The following is a 22,860-nucleotide window of genomic DNA, read 5'->3' as shown; positions in this document are numbered from 1 at the left end:
ATAAAGTCTCACAAGCTGGGGCTACCATATTTTCGACAAAACGTCCCCATTTACCGCCAAGATTACCAATTTCTTGACTGACTCTGGTAATTTGGCGATCGGTTTTTAAAGATTGTTCTTTGAGAATGCGCTCGGTTTCTTGAAAGCGCTGCTCGGTTTCTTGAAAGCGTCGCTCGGTTTCTTGAAAGCATCTTTCTGTCTGTTTTTGAGCTTCTACTAATTCGGCTAATAATCTCCAAACGTCATCGGCGGTGGTGGTCATAATTTTTCCTCTGAATTAACTTGGCACTAACCCGATTATATCTTGTTTGAAGGATAGAGCCTGATGGCAGATAATGAAATAGTAGCGATTTTTTTTAATATGGCGGATCGCAATTGTAAATCGAAATGGCTATCGATCATAGGAATTGGTGAAGATGGCTTAGAAGGGTTAAGTTCAGTGGGGCGAAGTCTGCTTTCTTTAGCATCAGTTATTGTCGGTGGTGAACGTCATCTGGCAATGTTACCCCCAGAGGATCAACGGCAAAAACTGCTCTGGACTTCTCCCATTCAAGACTCTGTTAACGAGATTATCCGCCTTCGTGGTCAATCCGTCTGTGTTTTGGCCAGTGGTGATCCCATGTGCTACGGAATTGGTGTCACCCTCACCCGCCAGATTCCCCTTGAGGAAATGACGATTATTCCCTCTCCTTCTGCCTTTAGTCTTGCCTGTAGTCGTTTGGGTTGGTCCCTGAGTGAAGTGGAAACTTTGAGTTTGTGCGGTCGGCCCCCGGCTTGGTTGAATGGGGTGCTTTATCCCAGCGCTAAACTGCTGGTACTGAGTGCCGATGCCCAGACTCCGGCGATCGCTGCTCGGCTGCTCAGGAAGGGAGGTTTTGGCGAAAGTCGCATCACGGTTTTAGAACATCTAGGGGGAACCCTGGAACGTCACATTGAAGGCATCGCCGACGATTGGGAGTTTACAGATCTGGCGGATCTAAATGTCATCGCCATTAGCTGCATCTCCTCCCATCCCCCCACCCGGGTGCCGCGCCTTCCAGGACTGCCAGATTCTGCCTACCATCATGACGGACAGTTGACAAAAAGAGAAGTTCGTGCTATCACTCTGAGTACACTGGCTCCCCTACCTGGACAATTGCTCTGGGATGTGGGGGCGGGTTGTGGTTCCATTGCCATTGAGTGGCTGCGTAGCGATCGCCGTTGCCAGGGGATTGCGATCGAACATCATCCTACCAGACTACAATACATTGCCGATAATGCCGCAGCCCTGGGAACGCCCCACCTGCAAATCGTCGCCGGAATCGCACCGAGCGCCCTAGAAGATTTACCGCAACCGGACGCTATTTTTATTGGTGGCGGTATCACCACACCCCACCTATTGGAAACCTGTTGGTTAGCCCTGCGCCCTGGGGGTCGTCTTGTTGCCAACACTGTTACAATTGAAAGTGAATTAGTCCTCTTGCAATGGCATAGTAAATTAGGAGGAGAACTGCTGCGAATTGGCATTGAAAAAGCCGAACCGGTCGGCAAGTTTTTGGGTTGGAAAGCAATGGCCCCCGTAACCCAGTGGACTGTTCTGAAACCGAGATTGTAAATCCTTGATTTTGTCCTTGCTCTCTCTTGCACAAGTTGTAGATAGAACTTTTTTCGCTATTTTCTACCTTCTTCGGGGAGCCTAATACAACTCCATTAAAATTCTAGCATAATGCCTCTAAAATTTAAGAATTAGAATTGTGGGTGTGTTAAGGATAACTAACATTAGAGATATATTTTAGTCTTGATTTTTGAGCAGATAATCTTCTGCCATCAGTTTTAGTTTATCACCTTCCAAAATTACTCGATCGATAAAGTCCTTCATTTCTAGATAAGGTTGACGAGCATCTTTCTTTTCTCTTTCAATACTCCGGCGCGTTTCTGCTCTCACTCGTCCTGCCAATTTATGTTTACCAAAAATGTCTAATCCCACCGATATTATACTATCAGAATAAGCTTGGCTTGCTTGTTGATTAATATTGCGAATTTCGGCGTTAATTTCTTTTTTGATGGCTCTAAGTTGTTTTTGAGCTAAGTTAATCTGTTTGATCTGTAGCTTCACCGACTTTGGATTGTCTAGAGTCAAGGTAATCTTGGCAATAATTTCTTGAATTTCGAGAGTATTCATAGATTTTGCATGGGAAGTAAAAAATTACTTTAGATTAAACTATTGGCTTAATTTTTCAAAAGCTGTTGAGCTTTTTGTAAATCTTCAACTGCTCCTTTAATATCACCATTGGCTGAACGTGCTGTACTTCTTTTATTATAAGCATCAGCATTATCATGATCGATATTATCTATTGCTTTTGTATAGGAATATAGCGGTTCTCGCATCTGTGCGGCACACTTAAATCTTTGCTGATTAAGCTGTTCAGGATCGGGAATGTACCTCGTGTGAATCAGAAACGCTATATATCGCTCCATCATAGTTTGATGAATTATAGCGATCATCGCCTATTTGTATTAAGCTATCGATCATTTTTTCTGTATTGCATTTGATAGTTTTGCTTGGGATTAACTCATTTCCATAAGATAGTTTCCATAGCTCAATTTCTTCTCCATTATAAATATACAAAAACGTCTCACCATTATCAATCAATTCAATTGCAGGGATTTGGGATCGGTGTTCCGATAGAATTTGTACACAATCTCCATTTTCTAGATTCCATAATTTAAGTTTTTTATCATTGTTATCATAACTTACAAGAATTTTTTCATCATTGCCATAACTGATAGTTTTTACTATCTTATTGTCCGCAAGGGTAAAGATTAAATTTCCATTTTCTAAGTTCCACACTTGAATTTTATTTACAATACATCCTCTTAATCCAATTCCTGTCAAGAAACATGGTCGCCGAGCAAAGGCCTTTGAGAGGCTGTTCCTCGTTTGTTAGCCTTAGGGTTAAGCGTTGAGCAAGTCGCATCCACCTTAGAGTTAGAGGTTAAACAGGTTAGAGCTATACAAAAAGAGATATAATACACAAGGCCTGCTGAAAAAGTTTGTTGGTCGGGTTAGGAGTCAGCCTTGAATTAGTTATCAGATGTGAGTTTTCAGTTCACTGTTTACTAATCACTGAAAATATTCCCATCCCCCCAAGAAAAACGCCACGGTTATAGAAATCTTGGCGGAAAAGTCTCTACAACCGGGTTTTTCTAGGAATATTAGGAAAGGAGATTACCGCGACTACCGTTAGGAAGAATAGTTTCTTCGAGGGAAGCAGAAAGGAGATTATTTTCGGTTAAAATCGCCCCAATTAAGTTAGCTTGTTTGAGATTAGCTCGTTTAAGATTGCTTCCCACTAAATAACTCAAGAGTAATCCCGCTTGGTGTAGATTAGCACCAGAAAGGTTAGCGGAGGCTAAATTTGCGCCGAGCAGATTACAACCGGTTAGGTTAGCTTGGCGAAAATTGGCTTTATTAGCGTCAGTTTTGCTTAAATCGGCTCCGGTTAAGTTAGCTCCCTCAAAATCGCTACAATTGAGGTTAGCTCCCGTCAGATTAGCCCCTTCTAGGTTAGCATAACGTAAATCTGCCCCCCGTAAATCCGCCCCGCGCAAATCGGCATAGCTGAGGTCGGCGTATTGAAGCTGGCAGTTTTCCAAATTAGCTTGATAGAGATAGGCTCGAATTAAGTTAGCCTCTTTTAAGTTAGCATGGCTAAGATTAGCAGAGCTAAGAATAGCACGAGTGAGAATAGCCCGTTTTAGGTTAGCTTTCTCAGCCATGGCATGGGTTAAAGTGGCTGAGGTAAGATTAGCGGCTTCGAGATTCGCTTTGAACAGTTGAGCAAAAAGTAAGCTACTGTGAATTAAACAGGCAGAACTTAAATCAGCCTTTTTCAGAACAGTATTACTCAAAATTGCGCCGCTTAGTTGACTTTGGTGCAAATTTGCCCCAGAAAGGTCGGCTTTAGTCAAGTTAGCATCGATAAGACAAGCTTTGCTTAAATTAACTTCTTCTAGGCAAGCGGCACTAAAATTAGCGTTAATTAAACAAGCTTCGGCTAAATTGGCTCGTTTTAAGTAACCATGACTTAGGTTAATCTGGTTTAAACACTGTCTCTTTAAATTAACTCCGCTAAGTCTGATTTCCGCAAAGTTGCGTTCACCTCGATTATACAGTTCGATTAGATGTTCACGATTGGTTAAGGCATTGCTACTCATAAAATAACTAAATTGTTCTGGAAGCTGATTTCCAGAGAATGGGTTGGGAAAAATTACTGATGATGAAGTCGATTTCTAGGATTAGTACAGGGAGCAACTAGGGATTTTTGCAAATAAATAGAAATTTTTAACCAATTACGGGCTTAAAATCCCTATTGGCAATCACTAAAACCGGTAAAGAACAAAAAGAATCGGGGTTCAATACCAAAAACAGCCTCTACCTAAACCCGCCACTTGTTGCCAGCCAGGTCTAGGCATTAAATTAGAGAAGTCTTGTGCGTCAGTTTTTCTGACTGAATCTACTGCCTCGCCGATGTCTTGACTCGGTATCATACAGTTGAATTTGTTAGGTCTGCTTAGTCAGTCCAGTAGCCAAGAGGCTAAAACTCTTCATCACCAGATTTCGGGGACTCTCCAGTTGAGCAAGCATAAAACTTTGTAAAAGTCAATCCCTCTTAGGGATGAACCACCCAATCCTATTCCCTGAAGCCTTGGTTTATTGATTGTATCGGGTTAAGGACTGTTTTGGCAAGGGGGCTAAGGCTTAATTATCTTCACATCCCATAAGCTGCCCGCACATCTCAAATTGTTGGGAGTAGGGAAAAGTGGCGATTAGTAACCTACTTCGACCATGGGTACTGGATATTGAAAGGGAGCTTTATTCCCTAGTAAATAGCCCAATCTTCGATCGCTATAATCGGGTATTCGACGATTTCAGATTCGGATTGAGAGCCAGAGCGATCGGCACTTCGGCAAGCTCAGTGACCACAAGCTCAGTGACCACTAATCCCTGTCAGTCTAGACGGGGGTTTTTTCTTGAGTTAAAATTTTGACGTGAGGTGAAAAAGAATTGAGAGAGAGTTTAGACAACAATGACCCCTGAAGAACAGCAGCAGTTAAACCAGTATCTTGTTAGCATTCTCGAAATTCTTAATCAGGATTCTCAGCAAGAGCGTTTTCACCCTAGTATTAACTCACCAAATAAAGACTTAGTTGTCCATGATATTTCCACTCAAGATGTCTGTGTGGAAGTTGTTTCTCCTCCGCAAGAGGATGCGAGATGGTATCAAGGATTGTCCTCACAAATTGACCAAGAAATTTTACAAGGTAAAATTATCGCCTATCAAATTCGTTGGTTTAATGGGAACTGGTCATCTTGGTTTGTGCCGGGGATCAATGACATCGATCATAAATGTAATTCCTCCAATAATATGCGAAGAATGTGGTCATATTTTTCTGATCATGAACACAAATATATTATTTGCAAAAAGCCCCTATAATCTACTTTTATTTATGGGGATTCATCCCTCACAAACTACACGAAAGCCCTGTTCTCTTTCACGAACACGAGCTTCTCCACCGAAACGATTAACGGAAGTGGAACCGCGCTTAACGTGATGTCTGTAATCCTGGGATAATTGGAGAAAATTAGCAACAATATCTTGATACAAACTTTCCTTTCCCTTATCCCACACTTGGCTATCATTAGGAGCTTTTTTATAATTGCCATGCCACACATCTAAGCACCATTCTGACCCATTGCCATAGAGGTCGTATAATCCCCAGTAATTAGACAATTTTTCGCCCACAGGATGACTTCCATAAACAGTCCAAGCATATTTTTCTAGTTGACTGATATCATCACCAAAATGGTAACAAGTTGTAGTCCCAGCACGGCAAGCATATTCCCATTCCGCTTCGCTGGGTAGTCGATATTTTTTGCTGGTTAACTGATTTAATTTTACACAAAATTCCAGAGCTTCTGACCAAGTAATCATCCCGACTGGTAAATTGCCTTCCCCTTTAAAATAGGAAGGATTATAACCCATAATTGTTTGATACTGCTCTTGAGTTACGGGATATTTTCCTATATAAAATGGTCGAGAGATAGTAACTAAATGCTGAGGCATTTTTTCTTTATCAAATAGATTTTTATCCGTGCGTTGTTCCTCGGAAATCCCCATCAAAAAACTACCAGAGGGAATTCCCACCATCTCTAAAATAATGCCCTCTCCTAATATTTCTTGATAATCTGCGGGTTTTTCCCCTCTAGTTTCTAATTGTTGCTGGGTTAACTCTAGTGGTATTTGTTCTAGCTCCAATCCCACATATTCTATATCTTCCTCCGACCAAATTTGTATTTCCTCATAAGAAAAGTCATAGTCATCGATGGTAAAAGTGCGATCTTCCCAAATAACTTCTTCCCCCGGTTCTATTCTTCTTGCAGCAAAGATAGAACCAATTAAAATACCTTGACAGTTATAAACTTCTAAAAATTGTGTGTCCTGATCCCAACTATCATCAACATATCCATTCACAAAAATAGCAAAAGTATCTTCATCACCGATAGGCACTTGCAGGACGTAAATATCAACTAATCTAGTTTGAGAAACCTGACAGTGATAATTAAAGGACTCAAGAATAGAATTGGGTATATTTGTGGGTAAAGATTTTATCTTGACTTCATCGAGTTTATCCATCTCGTCTGTGTCGGGATTGTAATCTAAACTTCCTAATACCAGATATCCGACACAGATATCTGAATCATCCTCCCAATCCACAAGGGAAGTTTCTCTTAATTGCACTAAAAAGGTTTCTTCGTAAAACTGTTGGATTTCAGCTTGAGAAATAGTCATATATTTTTCCAGCAGGGGATAGGATAATTAGAGAATAAGAAGACACCAAAAGTATCTGGATATTCCTTTAAAAGGCTCTTATATCTGAAAGTATAGCACTGTTGCTGTTAAATGTCTCTCAAAAATCAGTTGAAACCCATCGTTGGATTTAATCTATAATCCTAACGATTTTTTACGAGTTATTGGAAGATGATTTTTATTGTTAAATTTATCCCTGACATAAAATACTCGATCGCTCTTCTTGACTTGGGTAATTTTGATGAGCGAGGGGCAAAGTAAACCAAAACTGCGAGCCAACCTGCGGGGTACTTTTTACCCCAATTCTCCCAGAGTGAGCCTCGATTATTTGCCGACATTGGTAGGAACCTAAACCAATCCCCGTTAGGTGTTGATTATGAAGATTTCTTACATATAAATGGAAAAGATGTTGACATTGTTCCTCATCCATGCCAATACCATTATCGCTTAAAGTGCAGTAGAGCATATCTTGGTCAATACGAGCATCTAAGGCTAATTGAATCGGTGAAGGATTATGTTTTAAGGCATTATTTAATAATTGTTCAAAAACACTTCTTAGCTGACCAGGATCGGCATCAATAGCGGGTAAGTCATCGGGGAGAAGATTAATAAAAGTAGCTTGATATAAATCAAAATCTTTTTGCCAATCTTTCAGCCAAATTTCCACCTGTTTTTTTAGAGATAGAGGTTGACGATGCAAGATTAAAGGCCGTTCTTCAGCAAAATGATTTTCTGATAAAGCATTAATTAAAGTTAATTGTCGATCGCAACTACGCACCACCTGATCGAGCATTGCTCGCGAGATAGTTACCTTTTCTGTTTGCCGACACTGTAAATTTTTTAATAACATCACTAATCCCATAATCGAAGTGCGAAGATCGTGGGATACTGCCTGTAAAAAAACCGTTTTCATTTCGTATAAACGCTGAATTTCCCAGACTTTTTCCCGCAGTTCCAGGGTTCTAGCTGCCACTTCCTGTTCTAAATTATTATTCAAGCTTTGCACCCTCTGATATAGTTGCGCTTGGCCGATAGCAATACAAACTTGGGTGGCCAACTGTTCTAATAATTTGACCTCGCTTTTTTGCCAATGACGAGGATAGGAATATTGATGGACTACCAAAGCACCTAAATGTTGATGATTAACCCTTAGGGGTAAAACTAAAGAAGACTTAACTTGCAGGTATTCGTAATAACCCTTGAGAGTGGGTAGAGTTTGCACCTTAGCGGTATTATCAGCAATAATTAACTTATCTAAAGAAAATAATTGTCCCAATTCTTCCAGTAATTCTGGTTCGGGAAACCAACCCATCAGCGAGGGAATCTCTGGACGACGGGACTCAGCGATTACCTTGGACCAACCCCCCTCTTGACAGTGACCGATATAGACTTGATCGGCATCGAGAAAATTTCTGATTTCCTCAACAATGGTATTTAAAACCTGATCTATATCTAAAGATTGATGGACTTTTAAAGCAACTTGTGTCAATAAATGTTCTCGTTCTAAAGTTTCATTTAAAGCTCGATCGATCTGTTGTCTTTCGGTAATTGCCGCCGATAAAAACAGAGAAGTTGACATGACAATGACTAAAAAGATTTGTAAGATCAGGACACCTCTGGTATGGTCGGGGGCCTGTAGGATAAAAGGACTGATTCCCCCGACCAATCCCATCAAAGCTAAAATAGATACTAAAAAATTGGCTATTACCGCTCCCCAAGTCTGAAAGCGCATGGCGGCCCAAACCACAAAGGGAAAAGGCAGATATTCGAGGTACTGCACCATACTCCAATCGGGGTTAAGAAAATTCTGTTGACCACCAAAAACCACAGAAGTCACCACCGTTAGCAAACTGAGACAAAGTAAGGCCTCGCCAAGGCGTTGGGGTTGCCGTGGTTCCCGTAGGGAGTGACGATTGAAGAAAAAACGCAACAGCAGCGGCGTGGTCATTAATATTCCAGTACTATCTCCGAGCCAGATCATGCCCCAAGACTGTCCAAATTGTCGCCAATCCCAAGTATTTAGCCAACTACGGGCAAAAGTATCGATAGTGGCATTGACTGCCGAGGCGCATAAAGCCGCTAAAAATACCAGTAAAAGAATATCGCGAATGCGCTGTAACGTGGCGGAAAATCTCAGATAATGCAAGAATTGCGCCCCTAACAGAGCCGATATACTGCTACCGATCGCCGAAAATAGAGCTATGGGCCAACTGCCCCCTAAAAAGAAGGTCAGAAGCAAATCTCCGATAAAAACGCCTAAAACTAGCCTTTTTCCCCCTAAAAAAACAGCAGTTAAGCCAATACCAGCACTCATCCAAATTGGGGCAGGTCGCGACCCTAAATTTAAGCAGAGATAGCCTAGCCAACCAACACCCAGATAAACTAGGGCAACAAGGACAATTTTCGATCGATCTGACGAAATACGTAGCATTTTTAGGCAGCAGCAAGGGAAAGAGAAAGTTTTTTGCAGTTATCTGAGCAATCAGCAATTAGTTATTAGTCAACAGGGATATGGGGAGAAAAAGGCTGAAGGCTCACGGCTAACGGCTGACTGCTTCAAGATCACTGTTAATCTATCTCCAGATTGCCTAAACTAGGAGTAGTTCTGCTTCATGCAGATGGGTGAAAACCGTACATTTTCCTTTTAGGAATCAAAGATCATGCGGATTTTAATTGTTGAAGACGATCCTTTAATGCAGTTAGGTTTAGAACAAGCGCTCGGTGAACAGCCAGATTTTGAGATTGTCGGTCAAGCTAGTGATGGTCTAGCAGGGGTACAATTAGCCCTATCCCTACGGCCGGATTTAGTGGTCATGGACATCGGTTTACCCCGTCTCGATGGCATTGCGGCAACTAAACAGATTAAGGAGGGTTTAGCTAATGTTCATGTGGTCATGCTCACTTCCCACACTCTGCAACAGGAAGTGATCGCAGCTCTGGCCAGTGGCGCTGATGCCTATTGTATCAAGGGAGCGAGTCTCGATCGCCTTTTGGCCGCTATTGAAGCAGCTAAGGACGGAGCCACCTATTTAGATCCTCAAATTGCCCGTTTAGTCATGGATAATCTCAAAGCGCCGGCAGTGCAACCTAATCCCAATCTAGCACTTTTATCAGAGCGAGAAATGGATGTTTTAAAGTTAATTGTTGAGGGCAAAAGTAACGCTGAAATCGCCGAACAACTTTATTTAAGCACCAATACGATCAAAACTCATGTGCGGGGAATTATGAATAAATTAGCCGTGGATGACCGAGTACAAGCGGCTGTAATTGCCCTACGTTCGGGTATTGTTTAAGGGGAAAATGGCGATTTACCCACAGGAATATTCTACCTCAATTACTACTGCTAAAATTGCTCAAAAAATCCCTTCAATAATTTATAATAAGTTATCGACCTATCTCTGTTGGACAAACCATGACTATCGCTCAAAGCTTACCCCTAGTCGAGTCCCATGTCAACCCTGAGATAATCTTCCCAGAAGGCGAATTTTGGAGTGATGAACCACCCTTGGAAAGCAACCTACATCTACAACAAATTATTTTATTAATTCAGTGTTTAGAATGGTGGTGGCGCGAGCGAGAAGATTATTTTGCCGCCGGCAATTTAACCATTTATTACAGTCCCAACCAGAAAAAGTCAGAATTCTTTCGTGGTCCCGATTTTTTCGTCGTTTTGGGGACAAATCCCAACCCCAACCGCAGAAGTTGGGTAGTTTGGCAAGAAGAGGGCAAATATCCCAATTTAATTATCGAAATTCTCTCCGATAGTACCGCCAAAGTTGACCGAGAGGAGAAAAAACAAATTTATCAAGATATATTTCGCACTCCCGATTATTTTGGGTTTGACCCAGAAAGCTTAGAATTTGAAGGATTTACCCTAATTAGCGGTCAATATCAACCGATTGCCCCCAATCCGCAGGGATGGCTCTGGAGTCAACAATTAGGCTTATATTTGGGTTTATCCGCCAATAAATTGCGCTATTTTACCCCCGAAGGCGAATTAGTCCCCACTCCCGCAGAAGCGGCACAACAGGCAGAAAATCGGGCTGTGGAGGCAGAAAATCGGCTTTTAGAGGCAGAAAACCAAGTCGAGCAAGAAAAGCAAAAAGCGGCGAAATTAGCGGCTAAACTGCGGGAATTAGGCATAGATAGCGAGGAAAATCTCTAATCTTCTTTTTTGATTAATAGTCAACAGCTTACCGCTCCTCAATTGTTGAACCAACCTAAGCTAACTGGTAATCTCTAGAATCTGTGAAAATTTAACTTTATTTCCAGAAATTTTCGGCTTCGGGACTAAGGAAATCCTTAAGAATTTGGAAAATTTCTAAATTGGCTAGTCCTTGCTTAATTAAGTCAGGAAATTGACTCAAAACTTCGATAATATTATCGGCAAAATTATAATTTTTATCTTGTCCACAATTAACGGTCAAATAAGCTAGTAACTCCACTGCATAATCGGTAAAATCCATCACATCGGCAATACAAGCTAGTTTGAGAATTTGTTCGGGGGTTTTTAGAGACAAGAAATCAGCCGATAAATCTGGGGCAATTAAGTCTCTGTAGTAATAAGCATCCCCCCAGAGTATTTGCCCTGGTCGCCGAGATTGAATAGGAGAAATACTGCGAATTCGGTGGGAAGTTGCTAAATGAAATAGGGAAAAAGATTGTTGTCTTAAAAACTTATCAATGTCAGCGAAAAGAGGTTGATCGAGATAAAGAGGTGAAAATTCTACTTCTATTTGTACACCCAAAACACTGCGGGATAATATCTCTAAACCTCCCTGTAAAACATCTAAATCTGCCCCTTGCACATCAATTTGTAAAAAATCTATAGATGGGATATTTTCCTGTTGACATAATTGATCTAAAGTAGTGGTTTCTAGGTCAAAAGTAAAGTCTAAGTTAGCAAATTCTGGTAAATTTTTAAACCGATTTAAAAAATCTTCATTGGGATGATAAAGAGAACTACACATCGGATGTTTAGTTACATACAAAGTCTTTTCCCCCTGAGATTTTGCCAGGGCAATGGCTAGATGTTTTTCCTGCCAATTAATATTTCGTCTCACCAATTCTTCATTAGCTTCTTCACAAGCATCCCCATCGGCATCTACTCCCAAAATTGTTAAATTGGGGGCGAAAATCTGCCATCCGCTGCTACCATAATCGTCTTGAGTGCTAAGTTTTCGTGAACCAACATTACAGACGGTAATCGAAATTTGACCGAGATGACCGCTTTTTTTGAGACTTGGAGTAAATAAGGGCATATTTTTTCTATCTGGCTATGGAGAAATAGGACAATTGCTAAGATATTACCAGTCTATAAGTAAGGAGGATACTAATCGCAGAAAGCTCCGCGCAAGCGTAAGTTTTCCCGCAATTCCTCAGTCATACCCACGTTATCGGCAAACTTTGCCCCCTTCACTTTTGCCCCGCTAAAATTCGCTTGAGTGATGTTGACTTCAACCAAATTAGCTCCTTCTAAATTAGAGCCAATTAAATTAGCTAAAGCCAAACTAGAACGGTAAAAATCAGCATAACTTAAATCGGCATTAGCTAATAAGGCCCCGCTTAAATCCGCTCCCTTAAAACTAGCATAACTGCCATTAATTTCACTTAAATCAGCATCGGTTAAATTGGCCCCCCGCAGATTCGCTTGATAGAGATTAGCCATGCCTAAAGATATACCACTTAATTCCGCTGCCAGGAGATTTGCCCCGGTAAAATCTGTTAGGTGATCCAGTTCAGCTAATTGGGCTAATTCCAGAAAATCATCACTAACAGCAGCATAAATTCTCTCGATTTGTCCTGGCAATTTATCTAAATTTTCTGATGCTGCCGGTTGCGGTTCAACTAGAACAGTATCTAATTCCACCTGCGATGAACCCAAAGAAATACGACTTAAAAAAGCATCAAATTGATTTTCCATCAGGAAAAATGCCAACTTTCGCTCTAAAATACTATGTTTATTGGGACTTATATCATGTTTCCATAATCCCGATGTTTCCGTGATACAGATATCGGCAGCTGTCAGCGAAAATTGCACCGTCAGATGATAAGGTTCTTCCTCCACACTGACGGTTCCTAGGTTAATCCTTTCGATCGCTCCTGTAAATATTGACTGAGGACTTTTGAAAGATAACCGCCATTGATGATTATTAATAGGATTTATGTATAAATCTTGACTAGAAAGGGGATTTAGTGTTAGGTGACAATTAACTAAAAGAAAATCTAATTTTCCTCCCTTTAGTCCCCATTTGATTTCCCCAGCGAGGAGAGATTGAATTTGAGCTTGTAGGTGTAAAGTTAAATATAAATCAAATTTTTGCGAGTCGGTGGCTACTGGTTCTAGGGTTAACGATACACTATCGGGATAGCGATCGAAGGCAGCTAAAAGACGCATAATCCAAAAAAGAAAAGCCAAAATAAACAGGAAAAAAGTGGTGTTTCTCCAGCCCCAAAGCCGAGAACTCACCCCTATTTAAAACAATAGCTGATTTTCTCGCTCCTCGCTGAACATTTCTTCAGCGATCGCTGAGTGATTGCCCCTGAAAATCAAGGTTAAATTAGTTGACTTTCTCTTTTTTGCCGATATTGCCGTCCGCATTAAAAAACATCGGCAAAAAGCGTTCCATAAACATTTGTGGATCACGATTCCAGGCTTTTCGGGCTGCTTCCACCCGGAATAATTGCAATTTCGGGTCGAGAAGGGTTTGGGGTAAACGTTCCATCAGATATTGAGGACGTTCCCAAAGCGGCATCGTGGCGGCGATTTCCATTAAATGACCGAAGCGGCGCAATTCTGCCCCCAGGGTGATGTCCATACCCGATTCATAGGCGGCCTGTTCGATCGCCGAGTATTTGGCCTTAGCTTTTTCGACTTTTTGCCGATGTTCGGGGCTTTTTTGGGCAATTTTGGCTAACCAACGATTACCCCAACGCACATGGCCCGCTTCTTCCGGAAAGATTTTGGCGATTGTTTCCCGAATTTTCAGATTTTCTGGGGTTTGTTCCCCTGCTTTGAGGGCATAAATATGGGCGGCAAAGTATTCGCATCCCCGTTTTTCCGTGACGTTAATTGCCGCTAGGGCTGCAATCAGTCCATCTTCCCTTTGTTCTTCGCCTTGGAATTGATCTTGATCGAGAAGACGTTCAAATTCATCGATATAGGACAACCCCGGCGGTTTGCCCACATCGGCCCCCAATTCGATTAATAAATCGGTTAACCAGTAGGCATGGCGGGCCTCATCGGCGACGTGATGGGAAAGCTCCTGGATCAGTTCTTTTGGTTGTCCGTCTAGGGTTTCGATCAGTTCGGTGAGGTCTTTACAGCTACGTTGTTCGTTGTAGCGGTAACGGTTGAGGGTGACAAGATGAATTTCGCGATCGCTAATGACACGCTTCATGATGTCGCGAGCGCTCATCGTCTTCTTGAATTTACGAGGGTAAGCAACGGTCATGATTTTGTATCGTTTTGTAAACGGCTTTCCGTATTCTAACGGAGTTTTTCCCCAATCTGGCAAGGGAGCGGGAAGCAGGGAGATGGCTTTTCACTCCCCTCTCCTAACAATCGACTGCTAAGATCGAACATAGCGATCGATCTCTCGCTCCCACGATACCTGATAAAACTATCCATGATCATTAAAAATAACCCCTATTATCGGGCTGTAATCGGCTTTTGGGTCGCTTTCCTTGTGTTTTGGGGTTTTGGGAGTTTCTCACCCCTTCTTGCCCAAGCGAAAGAGCAATCAGCCGATGTGCAATCGATTACCCCCTACCTTAAGCAATTTCAACAAAAAATTACCGAATTTCGCCTCGACAACGGACTAAAATTCATTATCCTAGAAAATCGCGATGCCCCGGTTATTTCCTTTGTCACCTATGCGGATGTGGGAGGTGCCGATGAACCGGACGGTAAAACAGGAGTTGCCCACTTTTTGGAACATTTAGCCTTTAAAGGCACAAAAACCATCGGTACTACCGATTATCTTAGCGAGAAAAAAGTCCTCGATCGCCTTGAAGCTATAGACAAAGAACTGCAAGCGGCCAAAAAAGCGGGTAAAAGTGCAGAAGTGGCTAAATTAACGGAAGAATTTCAACAAGCGAAGGCAGAGTCCGAGAAATTCGTCCAACGCAACGAATACGGGCAAATCGTCGAAACTCAGGGAGGAGTCGGTTTAAATGCCACCACTTCCACCGATGCAACTAGCTATTTTTACAGCTTCCCGTCGAATAAATTGGAATTGTGGATGTCTTTGGAATCGGAACGATTTTTAGAACCAGTGTTCCAACGGGAATTTTACAAAGAAAAAGACGTAATTCTGGAAGAAAGACGGATGCGGACGGATAATAGCCCCTTGGGTCTATTAATCGAAGCTTTTCTCGATCAAGCTTATACTGTCCATCCCTACAAACGTCCCGTTATCGGTTACGATCGAGATATTCGCAATCTGGAACCCTCAGATATCCAAAACTTTTTCGATAAATTTTATCCTGCCAGTAATTTAACCATAGCTATCGCCGGAGATGTGGACCCAGAACAGGTCAAACAGTTAGCTAAAGTTTATTTTGGTCGTTTTCCCGCTAAACCGAAACCCCCCCAGGTGACGGTAGTAGAGCCGGAGCAAACCAAAACAAAGGAAATTACCCTAAAATTAGACTCGCAGCCTTGGTATTTAGAAGGATACCATCGTCCCGCCCTCAATCATCCCGATCATGCGGTTTACGAGGTTATCGCCACTTTAATGAGTGAAGGAAGAACTTCGCGACTGTATAAAGCTTTAGTGGAGGACAAACAACTTGCCCTCGCTGCCCAGGGATTTAACGGCTTTCCGGGGGATAAATACCCGAATTTGCTGTTATTCTATGCTCTGAGCGCTCCTAATGTCAGCCTGGAGGAAGTAGCGCAGGGTTTAAATTTGGAGTTGGAAAGATTGAAAAATGAACCGGTTTCGGAACAGGAATTAGAACGGGTTAAAAATCAACTACGGGCAGCCCTATTAAGAGGTCTTGATTCTAACATGGGCATGGCGCGATCCTTGATTGAATACGAGGTAAAAACCGGCGATTGGCGTAATTTATTCGCCCAATTAGATGCTTATAATGCTGTCACTGCGGCCGATATTCAACGGGTGGCTAAAGAAACTTTTACCCCGGAAAATCGCACTATTGGCCGAATTTTACCAAAGTAAAAAGCGGCGAAGTTTGCTTTTTGCTTCCTCTTATCTATTCCTTCCGATAATTTTGACTCAAATCATGAAAAAACGCTTACAATGGCTAGGTTTAATCCTGCTCACCCTGATAGGTGTCCTAGCTTTTCGTTCCCCAGCAATTGCCCAAACCCCGAGACATTTTACCGATTTAACTTTTCCTCCCCTTCCGGAAATTACAGTTCCCCAATACGAACGTTATCAACTAGATAATGGTATGGTGGTTTATTTAGTGGAGGATCGGAGCTTACCTTTAGTAAGTGGTACGGCGATGATTCGGACGGGAGGAAGATTAGAATCCGGGGAAAAAGTCGGATTAGCCGATATTACTGGAACCGTGCTGCGTAGTGGTGGCACAGAAAACCATCCTTCTAATGTCTTAAATCAGTTATTAGAACAAAGAGCAGCCCTAGTAGAAACCTCGATCGATCTTAACACTGGAACTGCTAGTTTTAGCGCCCTTAGTGAAGATTTAGAAACAGTTTTTAATCTCTTTGCCGAGGTTTTGCGTTCCCCAGCTTTTGAAAATCAGAGGGTGGAATTAGCCAAAGTTCAGGAAAAAGGAGCAATTGCCCGACGTAATGATGATCCCGATGATATTGCTAGTCGGGAGTTTAAAAAGCTAGTCTATGGTGATAATAGCCCCTACGCTCGTACTGTAGAATATAGCACTTTAGCTAATATTGACCGTCAGGATTTAATCGATTTTTATCGTACCTATGTCCGTCCCGACCAAATAATTTTAGGAATTGTCGGTGATTTTGATTCTCAGTCGATGAAAGCATTAATCAATAAGACTTTTGGCGATTGGAAAAATCCCGCCACTACCCCTAAAATTGTCACCCCTTCGGCAACCCAAAAAAATCTTCAAGGTGTCTTTGTTGTCAATCAACCCCAATTAACCCAGAGTAGCGTTTTATTAGGTCATCTTGGGGGCCGTTTGGATAGTCCAGACTATCCCGCTTTAACGGTATTAAATGAGATTTTAAGCGGTTTTGGTGGTCGTTTATTTAATGAAGTGCGTTCCCGTCAAGGATTAGCTTATTCTGTCTATGGTATCTGGAATAGTCGTTATGATTATCCCGGTTTATTTATTGCTGGAGGTCAAACTCGCACCGATGCTACCGTACCTTTTATTAAGGCAATTTTAGGCGAAATCGAGCGCCTTCGCAATCAACCCGTTACTGCCAAAGAATTAGAAGATGCTAAAAATGCTATTCTCAATTCTTTTGTTTTTAAGTTTGAGAAACCTGGTCAAAATTTATCGCGATTGATGACCTATGAATACTATGGTTATCCCCAAGATTTTATCTTCCGTTATCAACAAGCGGTAAAAGGGGTGACAATTGCCGATATTCAACGAGTGGCCCAACAATATCTACAACCGAATCAAATTGTGACTCTTGTGGTGGGTAATGAACAGGAAATTCAACCTCCCTTATCCAGTTTGGGAACTACGGTTAAAACTGTTGATGTTACCATTACACAGCTATAAATAAATCTAGGTTGGATTGATCTAAACTAGGTGAAATCCAACCTAGAAAAATGGGACAAATATAGCACGAGATATGACTTTACAACTCATAATAAATTATCCTGAAAATTTACCCGACTTTCTTCAAAAAACGCGCGAGGAATTCGAGAGAGAAGCAACCTGGGCTATGGTAGTAAAACTCTTTGAGATGAAACGTATTTCATCGGGTATGGCTGCCAATTTATTAGGAGTGGATAGGGTTAATTTTTTATTGAGATTGACCGATTTTGGCGTAGGGATGATTGACTTAACAGAAGAAGAACTATTATCAGACCTTGAAAATGCCTAAAACTGAACGTATTGTGATTAATACCTCACCTTTAATACTAAACCTTGTTATTAACAACCGATTTTACCCCTTTTGCCTCTTGCCTCAATTAGATGCACCCTGCAAGGGTCATTAGTTTCGCTTTAAAACAAGCTGGAGAGTAATAAATAATCGAGTCACTCTTTCAACTAAAATATTAATTTTTGTGTTAAGTACCTAGACAATTAAACCCTTTAGAGATAGGGTGATCGTGGCTGAGTTGGCTATTATAGAGTTTTGTAAATAAATATCAAACTCAAGGGTTTCTGAGCATGGTATCTCGCTAAACTGAAAGTATAAAGTACAGAGGTAAAAATACTTATGATGCTACTACAAGATGTTGCGAGAACCTCTAGAGAACAAGCATTAATTCTGTGGTTTGAAGAAGTAGACAGCAAAGATGTAGGATTAGTCGGTGGGAAAAACTCCTCCTTAGGCGAAATGATCCAACAATTAACCCCGAAAGGGATTAATGTCCCCACAGGATTCGCCACCACCGCTTACGCTTACCGTCACTTTGTTGAAAAAGCCGGACTAGACGCACAATTAAGACAAATTTTTCAAGATTTAGACGAAAACGATGTGCAGAACCTGCAAGAAAAAGGTAAACAAGCACGCACATTAATCCTCAATACACCGTTCCCCGATGATTTAAGTCATGCGATCGCTATTGCCTATCGCCGACTCTGTGAACGTTATGGCGATGATCTCTATCATTCCATCGATGTGGCCGTTCGCTCGAGCGCCACTGCTGAAGACTTACCAGAAGCCAGTTTTGCCGGACAACAGGAAACCTATCTCAACGTGCAAGGAGTGAGGGGAGTTTTAGAAGCTTGCCATAAATGTTTTGCCTCTTTATTCACCGATCGCGCTATTTCCTACCGTCATCATAACGGTTTCGATCACTTTGCCGTCGCCCTTTCCGTCGGTGTCCAAAAAATGGTGCGTTCAGATCTAGCCACGTCCGGGGTGATGTTTTCCATCGATACGGAAACAGGGTTCAAAAATGCCGCTTTAATCACGGCAGCCTACGGTTTAGGGGAAAATGTCGTGCAAGGAGCCGTTAACCCCGACGAATATCTGGTTTTTAAACCCACTCTTAAAAACGGTTACAAACCCATCCTCGACAAACGCCTCGGCAGTAAAGCGATCAAGATGATCTACGATGATGGGGGATCGCGTCTAACCAAGAATATCCGAGTTAACAAGCTAGAACAGGATCAATTCTGCATTAGTGACCAAGAAATCCTCACTTTAGCCCGTTGGACGACCCAAATCGAGGAACATTACTCGCAAGTGCGCGGAACCTACACCCCCATGGATATCGAATGGGCAAAAGATGGGATCACGGGAGAACTGTTTATCGTTCAGGCCCGTCCAGAAACCGTACAATCACAAAAAGCTGCTAATATCCTTAAATCCTACGAAATTAAGCAAAGAAGTCAAGTTTTAGCGGTAGGACGGAGTGTAGGTGCGGCAATTGGTCAAGGAAAAGCCAGAGTCATCCTCAGTGTGGATAAAATCAACAACTTTAAACCGGGAGAAGTTCTCGTCACCAATCGCACGGATCCCGACTGGGAACCGATTATGAAACAAGCAAGCGCGATCGTTACTAATCAGGGTGGTCGTACTTGCCATGCCGCTATTATCGCGCGAGAAATGGGCATTCCGGCGATCGTGGGTTGCAATAATGCCACGGAAACGATTAAAACCGGTCAGGAAGTCACCGTTTGCTGTGCGGAAGGGGATGAAGGGAAAGTTTACCTCGGATTGCTACCCTTTGAAATTATTGAAACTCCCCTGGACAATTTGCCCCAAACTCGGACAAAAATCCTCATGAATATCGGTAATCCCGAAAAAGCCTTCGCTTTTGCCGATATTCCTGCCCAAGGGGTCGGTTTAGCCCGTCTAGAGTTTATTATCGCTAACCATATTCAGGCCCACCCCAGCGCCTTGCTGAAATTCCACGAATTGGAAGAAGGAGACGTAAAAGACCAAATCGCCGAATTAACCAAACACTACGAGGATAAACCCCAATTTTTCGTCGATAAATTGGCCCGGGGAATTGCCATGATTGCAGCCGCATTCTACCCCAAAGATGTAATTGTGCGGATGTCTGATTTTAAATCCAATGAATACGCTAATTTATTGGGTGGCAAACCCTTTGAACCCAAGGAAGAAAACCCCATGATCGGTTGGCGCGGCGCTTCCCGTTATACTGATCCTAATTATCGCGAGGCTTTCGCTTTGGAATGTCGGGCGCTGAAAATGGTACGGGAAGAAATGGGATTAACTAATGTGATTCCGATGATTCCTTTCTGTCGTACCCCCGAAGAAGGGATGAGAGTCCTCGAAGAAATGGCGAAAAATGGTCTCGAACGCGGGGTTAATGGTTTGCAAGTTTATGTGATGTGTGAGTTACCAAGTAATGTAATTCTTGCTGACCAATTTGCTCAGGTGTTTGACGGATTTTCGATCGGTTCTAATGATTTGACCCAATTAACCTTAGGATTAGATCGGGATTCTGCCCTGGTTGCCCATCTTTTTGATGAACGGAATGAGGGAGTTAAACGCATGGTGAAAATGGCTATTGAAACCGCTAAAGCCCATAATCGCAAAATCGGTATCTGTGGTCAAGCTCCCAGTGATTATCCCGAATTTGCTCAATTTTTAGTGGAATTAGGCATCGATTCTATCAGTCTTAATCCTGATTCTGTCCTCAAAACTTTATTGATGGTGGCAGCAGTGGAGCAAGGACAATAGTTTAGTGATAAAGGTGGGACTTGCCCACCTTTTTTTATCTTAGTATGTTGACAATATTAATCGAGTCTATTTAATTGCTAATTATTATATATAGCGTTTCCTGTTCGCAAGAGGTACATTATCGATGTTGAAAAGCTTAATCAGCAAAGGTTTAACTGTGCCACACAGGTGTGAGAAACGTTATATCATCAGTTTAATCATAGAAATGGTAAGGGAGGTTGAAAACCCTCGATAAATGGCTTTTGTATAATAACTTTTTTGGGATAATTGGGAGAAAAATTAACCTCTTGTGGAACTTTATCAATTAATTTTTGATCTACGGTATCAAAATAATCAAGCTTCATCCTAATCGCTGTAGCGAGATGTAGTGCATCAAAGGGTTGTAGTTTATAACTCCTAATCAGATAACGATTGATTTCCGATGTCTCTCGTTCAAATCCTACTAACTTTATCCATTCATTAGAAAATAGGTTGTTAATAATATTTTCCTGCTCTAAATCAGATAAATCTCGTTTCGCTTTTAGAGATTTAATATAAACAACTTCAGCCATGGTAAAAGCCGATGTATAGAGTTCAATATATCCCTGTTCTGCTGCCAGTAAAATATTCTTACATTGTTCATAATACTGGGGTTCTTCATTGAAAAAACTGATAAAGATTCCCGAATCACAATAATGTTTTTTGAGAGACTTTTTTTTCAAGACTAACCTCTAATTGAATTGATAATATTAGACAGGGAAGAAGCAGCAGATTTTTCAGGAAAAACTTTCATTTCTTGCACTTGAATATTGATTTTTTCTCCATGCAAATACTGCCGGATTAACCCAAAAACATAAACTCTTTTTCCTAAAGCTTCTCTAGCTTGTTCAAAAAGTTCTTCAGGAAAAAAACATTTAATAATTTTGGTATCAGTTAGGCTACGAATCCCCATCTTTTGACGATTGGCAATATTAATAGATACTAACTGCCCTTCAATAGAGCCATAAATACTGTAAAAATTTTGAGTAATTTCATCTACATTAGCCGCTATATTTTTAGTAACATAAAACCTCCAATTTTCCGTAGAAAACTCGATATCAGCAAAATCATTTGGATCGATTAATTCGCTAAACTTCTTGACATTATACAGGGCTTTATTGTTGAAGTACAAGGGACGTTGAGGTTTTTCCTTAATCAATTCTTCTAAACTATCTCTAAAAACATTGATAATTCTTTGAGGACGCTCAGTTTCCACCTGTTCATCAAGGATATTTGCTTCGGCTGTCATAATAATACTTCCTTGTTGAACTTCCGTAATTGCCCACTCTACTCCCACCTCTCCCGTATCTGATATTTCTTGATCAATTTCCGTCAGGATTATAGAAAAACTCTCTAAAAGTTTTTGGAATTTCACCATAGGAAAATAAGGACCATCAACCTTGAGAGTCAATCTCGCCCTTGATAATCTAGTGGATGAGTAGTCGTTAACTGTAATTTCGTTATTGGTCATCAAATATCATATACAATTTATAATGTACCTGTGAAATTTCTACCCGTTGGCCGTGAGACTGTAAACTTGGCACTGAAAACTGAAGATTTACGAGATAAACTTCACCTATAGGACTCCGACTAGCCGTGCTTAAAGCAATTATCCCTGAGCATCAGTTTTTTTGTACTAAGCCAACTAACTTTATCATACTGAAAATACATATAGCCCACTATGGCTATTTTTTAGTTGTCTTTTAACAAAGATTAACTTTAAACTGCGATTAAGAGATAAACTTAGATTTGGTCAGGATTAATGCCCAATTCCCGCAGTTTGTTGGCTAATCGTTCCGCTCGTTGTTTTTCCTGATTATAGCTAGTGAAAGCTTGTCCATCGGGATAAAAAAGCAACATTTCCGGTTCCCCTAACTGAAAACGAATGCCTAAACGGGGACTAACCCAATTATCGAGAGTTTCTAGAATTTCTAGCTGATTTTCGCCTCTTATCCAAGCACTGGCATCATTTTTATGGGGATCATATAGATAATATTCCTCGACCCCATAAGGCTGATAAAATAGCTGTTTTTTGGACATCTCCGTGAGGGTGTTACCCGGAGAGAGGATTTCAAAAACCACCTGGGGACTAATATGATTTTCTAGTCATTGTCGATAGGAACCCCTTTCCCCTTTTGGTCTCCCAAAAACCACCATGATATCCGGCGCTTGACGTAGTTTATT

General features: G+C 41.5%; 19 protein-coding genes and 3 pseudogenes. 9 read left to right on the top strand and 13 right to left on the bottom strand.

Translation table 11 applies throughout. The features are described from left to right. A pseudogene (locus MiAbW_RS08025) lies at positions 1 to 262 on the bottom strand (DUF3782 domain-containing protein); the annotation flags it as partial. A gap of 63 nt (positions 263 to 325) precedes the next feature. Between MiAbW_RS08025 and cbiE the strand changes: the two are divergent. Then, positions 326 to 1,594, top strand: a complete 1,269-nt coding sequence (cbiE, locus tag MiAbW_RS08020) for a precorrin-6y C5,15-methyltransferase (decarboxylating) subunit CbiE (RefSeq protein WP_151695673.1) — start codon at positions 326 to 328, stop codon at positions 1,592 to 1,594. 177 nt (positions 1,595 to 1,771) lie between these two features. Here the strand turns inward: cbiE and MiAbW_RS08015 are convergent, their stop codons facing one another. The 3 genes from MiAbW_RS08015 to MiAbW_RS19560 are packed head-to-tail and all read right to left on the bottom strand — an operon-like array spanning position 1,772 to position 2,875. Continuing rightward, complete coding sequence (locus tag MiAbW_RS08015) at positions 1,772 to 2,161, bottom strand: hypothetical protein (RefSeq protein ID WP_151695672.1); 390 nt, start codon at positions 2,159 to 2,161, stop codon at positions 1,772 to 1,774. Positions 2,162 to 2,208: 47 nt separating this feature from the next. Continuing rightward, positions 2,209 to 2,367: a tetratricopeptide repeat protein gene (locus tag MiAbW_RS19565; protein ID WP_172967353.1), complete on the bottom strand. Its 159-nt coding sequence runs from the start codon at positions 2,365 to 2,367 to the stop codon at positions 2,209 to 2,211. A 37-nt stretch (positions 2,368 to 2,404) separates the two neighbouring features. After that, on the bottom strand, positions 2,405 to 2,875 hold the full coding sequence (locus MiAbW_RS19560) for a WD40 repeat domain-containing protein (RefSeq protein WP_172967352.1): 471 nt from the start codon (positions 2,873 to 2,875) through the stop codon (positions 2,405 to 2,407). Between the two features lie 30 nt (positions 2,876 to 2,905). Between MiAbW_RS19560 and MiAbW_RS20670 the strand changes: the two are divergent. Further along, a pseudogene (locus MiAbW_RS20670) lies at positions 2,906 to 3,010 on the top strand (Rpn family recombination-promoting nuclease/putative transposase); the annotation flags it as partial. Positions 3,011 to 3,195: 185 nt separating this feature from the next. Here the strand turns inward: MiAbW_RS20670 and MiAbW_RS08005 are convergent. Further along, complete coding sequence (locus tag MiAbW_RS08005) at positions 3,196 to 4,197, bottom strand: pentapeptide repeat-containing protein (protein WP_151695670.1); 1,002 nt, start codon at positions 4,195 to 4,197, stop codon at positions 3,196 to 3,198. A gap of 872 nt (positions 4,198 to 5,069) precedes the next feature. Between MiAbW_RS08005 and MiAbW_RS08000 the strand changes: the two genes are divergently transcribed. Next, entirely contained in the window at positions 5,070 to 5,477 is a 408-nt protein-coding gene (locus tag MiAbW_RS08000; protein WP_238707220.1) for a hypothetical protein, read from the top strand. Positions 5,478 to 5,498: 21 nt separating this feature from the next. Here the strand turns inward: MiAbW_RS08000 and MiAbW_RS07995 are convergent, their stop codons facing one another. Further along, positions 5,499 to 6,833 (bottom strand): formylglycine-generating enzyme family protein, encoded by a 1,335-nt coding sequence (locus MiAbW_RS07995; protein WP_151695669.1) that lies wholly within the window; start codon positions 6,831 to 6,833, stop codon positions 5,499 to 5,501. A gap of 208 nt (positions 6,834 to 7,041) precedes the next feature. After that, entirely contained in the window at positions 7,042 to 9,282 is a 2,241-nt protein-coding gene (locus tag MiAbW_RS07990; RefSeq protein ID WP_151695668.1) for a sensor histidine kinase, read from the bottom strand. 229 nt (positions 9,283 to 9,511) lie between these two features. Between MiAbW_RS07990 and MiAbW_RS07985 the strand changes: the two genes are divergently transcribed. Both MiAbW_RS07985 and MiAbW_RS07980 read left to right on the top strand, forming a co-directional pair. Next, complete coding sequence (locus MiAbW_RS07985; RefSeq protein WP_151695667.1) at positions 9,512 to 10,144, top strand: response regulator; 633 nt, start codon at positions 9,512 to 9,514, stop codon at positions 10,142 to 10,144. 119 nt (positions 10,145 to 10,263) lie between these two features. Beyond that, on the top strand, positions 10,264 to 11,016 hold the full coding sequence (locus tag MiAbW_RS07980; protein WP_151695666.1) for a Uma2 family endonuclease: 753 nt from the start codon (positions 10,264 to 10,266) through the stop codon (positions 11,014 to 11,016). A 97-nt stretch (positions 11,017 to 11,113) separates the two neighbouring features. Here the strand turns inward: MiAbW_RS07980 and MiAbW_RS07975 are convergent, their stop codons facing one another. The 3 genes from MiAbW_RS07975 to MiAbW_RS07965 form a co-directional block, all read right to left on the bottom strand. Then, positions 11,114 to 12,112: an FkbM family methyltransferase gene (locus MiAbW_RS07975; RefSeq protein ID WP_151695665.1), complete on the bottom strand. Its 999-nt coding sequence runs from the start codon at positions 12,110 to 12,112 to the stop codon at positions 11,114 to 11,116. 71 nt (positions 12,113 to 12,183) lie between these two features. Further along, positions 12,184 to 13,248 carry a pentapeptide repeat-containing protein gene (locus MiAbW_RS07970; protein WP_151695749.1) on the bottom strand — a complete coding sequence of 355 codons (1,065 nt, stop codon included), beginning with the start codon at positions 13,246 to 13,248 and terminating at the stop codon, positions 12,184 to 12,186. A gap of 163 nt (positions 13,249 to 13,411) precedes the next feature. Then, complete coding sequence (locus MiAbW_RS07965; protein WP_151695664.1) at positions 13,412 to 14,305, bottom strand: ferritin-like domain-containing protein; 894 nt, start codon at positions 14,303 to 14,305, stop codon at positions 13,412 to 13,414. Positions 14,306 to 14,479: 174 nt separating this feature from the next. Between MiAbW_RS07965 and MiAbW_RS07960 the strand changes: the two genes are divergently transcribed. The 4 genes from MiAbW_RS07960 to ppsA all read left to right on the top strand — a co-directional run bounded on the left by MiAbW_RS07960 (position 14,480) and on the right by ppsA (position 20,658). Next, a complete protein-coding gene (locus MiAbW_RS07960) occupies positions 14,480 to 16,036 on the top strand; it encodes a M16 family metallopeptidase (protein ID WP_151695663.1) in 1,557 nt (518 codons plus the stop codon). A gap of 64 nt (positions 16,037 to 16,100) precedes the next feature. Continuing rightward, positions 16,101 to 17,549 carry a M16 family metallopeptidase gene (locus MiAbW_RS07955; protein ID WP_151695662.1) on the top strand — a complete coding sequence of 483 codons (1,449 nt, stop codon included), beginning with the start codon at positions 16,101 to 16,103 and terminating at the stop codon, positions 17,547 to 17,549. Between the two features lie 73 nt (positions 17,550 to 17,622). Beyond that, positions 17,623 to 17,877: a UPF0175 family protein gene (locus tag MiAbW_RS07950; protein WP_151695661.1), complete on the top strand. Its 255-nt coding sequence runs from the start codon at positions 17,623 to 17,625 to the stop codon at positions 17,875 to 17,877. A 339-nt stretch (positions 17,878 to 18,216) separates the two neighbouring features. Continuing rightward, positions 18,217 to 20,658: a phosphoenolpyruvate synthase gene (gene ppsA, locus MiAbW_RS07945; RefSeq protein ID WP_151695660.1), complete on the top strand. Its 2,442-nt coding sequence runs from the start codon at positions 18,217 to 18,219 to the stop codon at positions 20,656 to 20,658. Positions 20,659 to 20,855: 197 nt separating this feature from the next. Here ppsA and MiAbW_RS07940 read toward each other — a convergent pair whose 3' ends face one another. From MiAbW_RS07940 to MiAbW_RS07930, 3 genes and pseudogenes are all read right to left on the bottom strand, one after another. Next, positions 20,856 to 21,359: a type II toxin-antitoxin system VapC family toxin gene (locus tag MiAbW_RS07940; RefSeq protein ID WP_151695659.1), complete on the bottom strand. Its 504-nt coding sequence runs from the start codon at positions 21,357 to 21,359 to the stop codon at positions 20,856 to 20,858. Positions 21,360 to 21,361: 2 nt separating this feature from the next. Next, a complete protein-coding gene (locus tag MiAbW_RS07935; RefSeq protein ID WP_151695658.1) occupies positions 21,362 to 22,147 on the bottom strand; it encodes a hypothetical protein in 786 nt (261 codons plus the stop codon). A gap of 272 nt (positions 22,148 to 22,419) precedes the next feature. Next, a pseudogene (locus MiAbW_RS07930) lies at positions 22,420 to 22,860 on the bottom strand (Uma2 family endonuclease); the annotation flags it as partial.

The sequence above is a fragment of the Microcystis aeruginosa NIES-4325 genome (genome assembly GCF_008974145.1).
Classification (GTDB): domain Bacteria; phylum Cyanobacteriota; class Cyanobacteriia; order Cyanobacteriales; family Microcystaceae; genus Microcystis; species Microcystis aeruginosa_G.
Note: the sequence above shows the minus strand (reverse complement) of the source record. Positions and strands in the feature narration are given on the sequence as shown.